Origin of the sequence: Pseudoalteromonas sp. NZS37 (assembly GCF_015864265.1) — a bacterium.
Classification (GTDB): domain Bacteria; phylum Pseudomonadota; class Gammaproteobacteria; order Enterobacterales; family Alteromonadaceae; genus Pseudoalteromonas; species Pseudoalteromonas arctica.
Genome location: NZ_JADYXL010000007.1, coordinates 277,031 through 284,579, shown reverse-complemented (window position 1 = coordinate 284,579; position 7,549 = coordinate 277,031). Strand labels below are relative to the sequence as shown.

At 38.4% G+C, this 7,549-nt stretch carries 7 protein-coding genes; 5 read left to right on the top strand and 2 right to left on the bottom strand.

Annotation, left to right across the window (positions count from 1 at the left end; translation table 11 throughout):
- Positions 1-435: 435 nt before the first annotated feature.
- The 4 genes from I6F47_RS15035 (at position 436) to gntR (ending at position 5,190) form a co-directional block, all read left to right on the top strand.
- On the top strand, positions 436-1,707 hold the full coding sequence (locus I6F47_RS15035; protein ID WP_197184128.1) for an O-acetylhomoserine aminocarboxypropyltransferase/cysteine synthase family protein: 1,272 nt from the start codon (positions 436-438) through the stop codon (positions 1,705-1,707).
- A 258-nt stretch (positions 1,708-1,965) separates the two neighbouring features.
- A complete protein-coding gene (locus I6F47_RS15030; protein WP_002960288.1) occupies positions 1,966-2,346 on the top strand; it encodes a BlaI/MecI/CopY family transcriptional regulator in 381 nt (126 codons plus the stop codon).
- 11 nt (positions 2,347-2,357) lie between these two features.
- Positions 2,358-3,974 (top strand): M56 family metallopeptidase, encoded by a 1,617-nt coding sequence (locus I6F47_RS15025; protein ID WP_197184127.1) that lies wholly within the window; start codon positions 2,358-2,360, stop codon positions 3,972-3,974.
- 205 nt (positions 3,975-4,179) lie between these two features.
- Positions 4,180-5,190 carry a gluconate operon transcriptional repressor GntR gene (gene gntR / locus I6F47_RS15020; protein ID WP_197184126.1) on the top strand — a complete coding sequence of 337 codons (1,011 nt, stop codon included), beginning with the start codon at positions 4,180-4,182 and terminating at the stop codon, positions 5,188-5,190.
- 95 nt (positions 5,191-5,285) lie between these two features.
- Here gntR and gntU read toward each other — a convergent pair whose 3' ends face one another.
- Positions 5,286-6,629 (bottom strand): gluconate transporter, encoded by a 1,344-nt coding sequence (gene gntU, locus I6F47_RS15015; protein ID WP_197184125.1) that lies wholly within the window; start codon positions 6,627-6,629, stop codon positions 5,286-5,288.
- A 150-nt stretch (positions 6,630-6,779) separates the two neighbouring features.
- Between gntU and I6F47_RS15010 the strand changes: the two genes are divergently transcribed.
- A complete protein-coding gene (locus I6F47_RS15010) occupies positions 6,780-7,313 on the top strand; it encodes a gluconokinase (RefSeq protein WP_197184124.1) in 534 nt (177 codons plus the stop codon).
- A 47-nt stretch (positions 7,314-7,360) separates the two neighbouring features.
- On the opposite strand, the gene I6F47_RS15005 is transcribed toward I6F47_RS15010, so the two are convergent.
- Positions 7,361-7,549: a DUF1289 domain-containing protein gene (locus tag I6F47_RS15005; protein WP_002960277.1), complete on the bottom strand. Its 189-nt coding sequence runs from the start codon at positions 7,547-7,549 to the stop codon at positions 7,361-7,363.

Sequence of the window (7,549 nt, the reverse complement as noted above, 5' to 3'; positions counted from 1 at the left end):
TTTCAGTTTTGACTTGTTCAATGAGTGTATTCATTACTTACCTCCAAATATGGGATAACCCCAAGGTAAGTGTGGCTCAAATGGTCAGAATAGGATCTCCGCGTAGCGGCTTAGTTCAACAACTTTATCAGAGGACACTTTCCCTTTTTTAGCGCGAAAACGTCCTTATTTTATGAACTTATACTAATAGCAAATAGTGTAAGCTATTGCCAGCTATAAATATTATAGTTTCTGTAGCTTATATAAACATCTAAAAAAGAGGAAAGTGTCCTCTTATTCTTACTAAGTTAATGACGACTCACCTGAATGACCGCTATTCGCTCTGAGCTGCCTTTAACTTAAATCAAATCACCTTAACACCCTTTAATATATTTCATGTGCATTTTATAACCAAGAAGTGCTAGGTTAGTGGTAAATTAATTGAAGGGAATAATTATGAAATTAGAGTCATTAGCACTGCACCACGGTTACGAATCTGAGGCTACGACCAAATCGGCAGCCGTGCCTATTTATCACACTTCTTCTTATACATTTGATAACACGCAGCATGGCGCTGATTTATTCGATTTAAAAGTACCGGGAAATATTTACACCCGCATAATGAACCCAACCAATGCCGTACTTGAACAACGTATTGCTGCAATGGAAGGGGGTATTGGTGGGCTAGCCGTGGCCTCTGGGATGGCCGCTATTACGTATGCTATTCAATGCTTGTGCGAAGTAGGCACTAATATTGTGAGTACCAGCCAAGTATATGGTGGCACGTATAACTTATTTGCACATACCTTACCTAGGCAGGGTATTGAAGCACGCATGATAAAGGCCGATGACTTTACCGCGTTCGAGAATGCAATTGACGACAACACCCGCGCTGTTTTTTGTGAATCTATTGGTAATCCTGCAGGTAATATTGTTGATATTGAACGTTTAGCACGTATTGCACATAGCAAAGGTGTGCCGCTTATTGTTGATAATACCGTGGCTACGCCGTATTTATGCCGCCCATTTGAGCTAGGCGCCGATATAGTGGTTCACTCACTGACAAAGTATATAAACGGGCACGGTACTGCTATTGGCGGCATGATTGTCGACTCAGGAAAATTTGATTGGAAAGCGAATGCTACACGTTTTGCAATGATGAACGAGCCCGATCCGTCGTATCACAATGTGGTTTATACCGAAGCTTTTGCTGAAGCTGCATTTATCGGTCGCTGCAGAGTAGTGCCACTTAGAAATACCGGCGCAGCGCTTGCGCCTAAAAACGCATCTGACATTTTAATCGGCCTTGAAACCTTAGGCTTAAGAATGGATCGTCACTGCGAAAATGCACAGCAGTTAGCTGAATATTTAGAAAATCATCCAAAAGTACTTTGGGTTAATTACGCAGGATTAAAATCAAGCCCGTATAACGAAATGAGTCAAAAAATTACCAGTGGTAAAGCATCGGGTATTTTAAGCTTTGGTATTGAAGGTGGCCTAGAAGCAGGTACTCGTTTTATTGATGCGCTAAACATGATTTTACGCTTAGTTAATATTGGCGATGCCAAGTCGCTTGCGTGTCATCCTGCGTCAACTACACACCGCCAATTAAATGATGAAGAGCTTGCTAATGCGGGCGTAAGCCGCGATTTAATTCGTTTGTCGGTTGGTATTGAAAACATTGCAGACATAATTGCCGATGTAAGCCAAGCGCTCGATAAAGCATAGTTACCTCACTACCTTTCATAAAAAACTTTAAAGCATAAAAAGCGTTAGTTGAAAATAAACTATCGTTTTTTATGTTTTTCTAAAATCTATTAATAAGTATACCTCCTTATTTTATATACCTTTTTTATAAAACCTTCCTAAGGCTTTTATATTTTTACCGTTTGTTTTTTATTCACATGTCAATTTTGTATTGACACTAAGATTACTTACTACTACATTTGTAACAGTACCACTACAAGTGTAGTAATAGGAGCGACAATGAAACTTAGTGATTTTGAAATGGATATTATGCAGCTGCTCTGGCAGGAAGAACCCTGTACCGCGAGTCAACTACATAAGGTGCTTTTAGCTGATAAGCAAAAAGATAAAAAAGTAGCCTATACAACAGTTAAAACTATTGTAGATAGGTTAGAACACAAAGGAGCGATTGAGCGTTGTGGACATGAAGGGCGAGCTATTGTTTTTAGAACAATAGTTACTCAAGACACATTATCGGAGCAAGCTATGCCTAGTTTTATGCAACGATTTTTTAAAGGTAATTCTCGTAGTTTAATTGCCCACTTTATCAAAGAAGAAAAGCTAAATGATGAAGATATAGAATATTTACAAACGCTTTTAAAAAATAAGAAGTTAGATTAAAGGAGAGGGTAATGACGGATTATTTACTAACTTGCACACTTATTAGCTTATGTATTTTGCTTACAGTAAAAGGGCTTAAAAATGCCCCAGCACGATTAAACTTTTACATTTTAATGATTGCCTTGGCATGTTGGTTTGTCCCTTGGCAATATTTTTCCCAGTTATCCTTATTTGAAGGGGCAAATCGTTACACATTTAACGTGGCGCAATTGATTCCCGATGTTAAAGCATTAATACCAAATGCTGAACAAGTAGCAACTAAGGACGAATTACAAAGCGATATGGTTATATGGGACTTATTGCCATCACTTAGTAATGTTTTCATGGTTTTAGTTTTAGCTGGTTTTGGATTGTTTTTATTACGCGTGGGCTTATATGTAAAGCTTATAAAAAATTTATACATTAACTCAAAGCCAAGTCCTGAACTTAACCACATCAACAATCAGTATCCAATTAGACTAACAACCCATACAGAACCTGCTTTTGCTACCGGGTTAATAAAGCCTGTTATTTGGTTAGAGTCGACGATGACACACCGTAAAGAATTAGATTCAGTCATTCAACACGAGGTAACTCATTTACAACAAGGTGATATTTATTGGACGTGGCTTATTTGTTTTATAGAAAGCGTTTTTTGGTGGAATCCTATTTGCTTAAAGTTAACTCGTTTAGCAAAAGAGCAACTCGAACTTAGCTGTGATGAGTTGTGTATGCAAAAGCTAAAAGGTAAATACCAATTGGATTTAGCCAGTTTATTGCTACAAGAGCAAAGTGCTAAAAGCTCGCCTAACTTTTTTACCCCCCCACTTTTGAATATTGCTCATTCTAAGAGTTTTAATATTCAGAGGATCAAAATGTTAAACAAGGAAAAAACAATGAAAAGTAAATATTTGGTTATGGTTGCGGCGGCAATGTCTTTTAGTGCTTTAGCTGCAGCGCAAATTGTAGATGGTAGTTCAGATAACAAGCAGCCAAGTAATAATACGTCTCAGGCTCCTGTTAAAAGTGAAGAATATAAACAACAACTTGCACAGCTTCTAAAAAGTGCTACTGGGGCAAAAAGTGATAACCCTGAACCGTTAAGCCAAGCTGCGCAAGGCATTCAAGATTGGCACTTGAATAGAGACAAACTTACTGGTTTTGAAGAAGCTGAAATCAAACTACAAAGCTTTAGGCTGCTAAATCACGTTTACTCTAAACTTGAGCAATATGAAGACATATTGAGTGCTTACGAAAAATGGTACGAGCCGGGCAGTAACCCACCTTACTTTTTAAAAAACTCACTAGCAACGGCCTATATACAGCTAGGGCGTTATGAGCTTGCTGTTGCAGAGCTTGAAGATTTATCAAAACAGCTTGAAGGTAAGCTGCATGTTGGCTCTGCTGATAACTTAGCACTGGCATACATTTACCTTGATGATTACGATAAAGCGTTAAAAACCCTAGAGCAGGTTGATGCAAAAGACAATGTATACGGAAATATCCTTAAATATTATGTTTATGATAAACAAAATAACCGTAAAAAGATGGATGAGATCAAAAGTAAAATTCCAGAAGCATTTGCAGTTACCCCCGCGTTATTACCACAAAGCGGCATACCTGGTTCGCAATTGTTGAGATTGCTATAAGTTTTTAATTACGATGAGGCTCGGAGTATCTGAGCCTCTGTTTAATGTTATTGGTACAAATACAGATTTATTCATTAAAATAGGTCTAGGTTATTTAAATCTCTTGGGTAATCGCTTAGCGATAACCTAAATAAAAATGGCTAAAAGTAGTGATTTTTCACAATAGTTGGTATGTTACAAGTAACATTTTATTTAATTGTGTGTGATGAAAAAAAACAAACGTTCTTCTCTTCAAGATATTGCCGATGCGGTTGGTGTAACCAAAATGACGGTGAGTCGTTATTTACGTAATCCCGAAAAAGTATCAGAGTCTACTCGCACTAAAATTAGTGCAGCTATTGATACGCTAGGCTACATTGCAAATAAAGCCCCTGATTTACTCTCTAATGCTAAAAGCTACTCTATTGGTGTACTAGTTCCATCGTTAACGAATCACGTGTTTGCTCAAGTTATAAGAGGCATTGAAGATGTAACAGGGCCTGCAGGATATCAAACAATGTTGGCCCATTATGGTTACAACCCTGAAATTGAAGAAAAACGGGTTGAGTATTTATTGTCGTACCACGTTGATGGTTTAATTTTATCAGAAACCTCACACACAGACAGAACGCTAAAAATGATTGAAATGTCAGGCGTACCTGTGATTGAAATAATGGATACTCATCACTCTCCTATGCAGCAAGCGGTTGGTTTTGATAACGTTAAAGCCGCTTTTGATATGACGACAGCACTTTTAAATAAAGGCTATCGAAATATTGTTTATATAGGTGCAAGGCTCGATGTACGAACACGCCTAAAATTTCAAGGTTATTCAGATGCTATGTTAGCTAAAGGCTTTACGCCTAAAAGTGTGATGACTGATCAAGCTTCATCTTACAGTTTAGGCGCTGAACTTTTACAAAAAGCGCGTACTGACTACCCAAATACTGACTGTTTGTTTTGTACTAATGATGATTTAGCAATTGGGGCTATTTTTGAGTGCCAGCGGAACAACATTTTAGTGCCTAGCCAAATGGGGATTGTGGGTTTTCATGGTCATGATATTGGCCAAGCAATGGTGCCTCAATTAACAAGTGTGATCACCCCTCGTTATCAGATAGGTAATGTTGCGGGAAGAGAGTTGTTGAGCCGGATTAATTCCGATTTGGATGCTAGCATGAATTATAAGCAAGTAATTGATACTGGTTATATAGTTCATCTAGGTGAAAGTGTTTAAATACTCTAATTATATGAGCCTAATTACCTGAGCCTAAATAACAAAAGGCTCAGGTAATTTTTATATGTGTGATGATAACTCTACGCACTGTAAATTTACAAAAACAGAGAAATAATCATAGCGACAAGTGCGCCAACAGTACCAATAATGGTTTCCATTACTGTCCACGTTTTAAGAGTTTGCATTTCGCTCAAACCGAGATAGCGACTCGCTAACCAAAATCCTGAGTCGTTTACATGGGAGAGCACAATAGAGCCCCCACCAATAGCGATGGTAACAGCGGCAAGCTGCGCTCCATCAAGTCCTAAAGGCTGGAGCATTGGTATAATTAAACCACACGCTGTAAGCATAGCTACTGTCGCAGAGCCTTGAATGACCCGCACAGCGGCTGATAATACAAAAGCGAGTATTACAATCGGTAAGCCTGAACCAGCTAAGTAATTACCCAGTGCCGTACCGACTCCTGAATCAACTAATACTTGTTTAAATACCCCACCGGCACCAGTGACAAGAATAATAATTCCCGCAGGTTGTAAGGCACTACCACAAATTTCCATGATTCTAGCATTAGGGACACCGCGCCTTGCGCCGAGCAAATAAAATGCCATTAGGCAGGCAACTAAAATTGCAGTAAATGGATGACCTATAAAGGCTAACCAATTATATAAATCAGAGTCTTTTTCAACAAAGCGACTACCAATAGTATTTAAACTAATCATAATTAATGGCAAAGCAATCAAACCTAATGCTAATCCAAAACTAGGCGTCCCTTTACCAACTCTTTGGTTATCGTCGATTTGTTCGTGCTGTGGGAGTTCTACATGAATAGATTTAGAAATAATAGAGCCCCAAATTGGACCTCCTATAATCATTGCCGGTATGGCAGCAATAAGGCCAAATAAAATCATATAACCATAGTCAGCGCCTAATTGAGAGGCAACCAAAATCGGCCCTGGCGCAGGAATAAGAAACGCCTGACAAGACGCTATCCCAGCAAGTAGCCCAATACCAATTTTAACAACGCTGCCACCGCCTTTTCTTACCACTGCAAAAACAATACCGATTAAAAGTACAACGGCCACATCAAAAAAGAGGGGGAGGGCACAAATAAAGCCCGTAAAGGTAAGCGCCCAATTAGCGTTTTTTTCTCTAAAACGGTGTAAAAGTGTGTGGGCAATGCGATCCAGCGCGCCGGTTTCTTCCATTACTTTGCCAAACATGGCGCCTAAAGCGACCACCACCGCTACAAAGCCTAGTGTTCCAGCCATTCCCTTTTGAATTGTAGCGGCAATTATTTCAGGGCTCATTCCTGAGAATAATCCTGCAATCATAGAAACAAGGATTAAAGAGACGACAGCATGTAGTCGCACTTTCATTACTAAGAAAAGCAATAAAAATATGGAGCCTGCCGCGGTTAGTATTAATGATAAATCTGACATTTTTCCCTACTTATATTCAGTGTGAATTATGATGTTTAGTGTGTGTTTAACTTCACTTTCGCATTTGTTACGGGTAACATGTTACCCGTAACTCAATATAATATATACATTGAAAATAATTAATTATTAAATTAAGGCGAGGGTAAATACATGAGTAACACAAATGTAGGTCGTGTTTATATTGTAATGGGGGTTTCAAGCACAGGAAAGTCAAGTGTGGGTGATGCATTAGCAAAGCGCATTGGCGCTAAATTTATCGACGGAGACGACTTACATCCCAAGGCTAATATATTAAAAATGTCATCTGGGCAGCCTTTAAACGATGCTGATCGTGTGCCTTGGCTAGAAAGAATACGTGATGCTGCATTTAGCATTGAAAAGAAAAATGAAATTGCGGTAATAGTCTGCTCTGCATTAAAAAAGAAATACCGAGAACAAATATGTGATGGAAATATAGGCATTACCTTTTTACATCTTTTTGGTGATTTTGAACTGGTTAAAAGCCGTATGCAGGACAGAAAAGGGCATTTTATGCCTGTTGATTTACTCAAAAGCCAATTTGATGCGCTAGAAGTTCCAAAAGAAGATGAGCTCAATGTTATAAATATAGATATTAATAACTCATTCGAGCAAGTAGTCGAAAGCTGTATTAGCGCAACTAAAATGAATAGCCACAACAAGTAAAAAGTTTTTAGTTAACTGTTACTTTTAACATTTAGGGGCTTTATTTGTTATGAGTTAGCATCTGCTCGTGGTGTTTCTAAAATCGCTTTTTTTTCATCTTCAGATAATATTATCCAATCAAAAATTTCTTCGTTGGTACGCCCACACCCGGTGCAGTAACCGCTGCGCCTTTCACATATTCCTAAGCAATCGGTTTTAAATTTAGATGGTTTTTTGTTTTGATTTAATTGGCGCAT

What these genes read in the sequence shown, in the direction of transcription:
- I6F47_RS15035 (WP_197184128.1), top strand. Translation starts at nt 436, where the DNA reads ATGAAATTAGAGTCATTAGCACTGCACCACGGTTACGAATCTGAGGCT.
- I6F47_RS15030 (WP_002960288.1), top strand. Translation starts at nt 1,966, where the DNA reads ATGAAACTTAGTGATTTTGAAATGGATATTATGCAGCTGCTCTGGCAG.
- I6F47_RS15025 (WP_197184127.1), top strand. Translation starts at nt 2,358, where the DNA reads ATGACGGATTATTTACTAACTTGCACACTTATTAGCTTATGTATTTTG.
- gntR (WP_197184126.1), top strand. Translation starts at nt 4,180, where the DNA reads ATGAAAAAAAACAAACGTTCTTCTCTTCAAGATATTGCCGATGCGGTT.
- gntU (WP_197184125.1), bottom strand. Translation starts at nt 6,629, where the DNA reads ATGTCAGATTTATCATTAATACTAACCGCGGCAGGCTCCATATTTTTA.
- I6F47_RS15010 (WP_197184124.1), top strand. Translation starts at nt 6,780, where the DNA reads ATGAGTAACACAAATGTAGGTCGTGTTTATATTGTAATGGGGGTTTCA.
- I6F47_RS15005 (WP_002960277.1), bottom strand. Translation starts at nt 7,549, where the DNA reads ATGCGCCAATTAAATCAAAACAAAAAACCATCTAAATTTAAAACCGAT.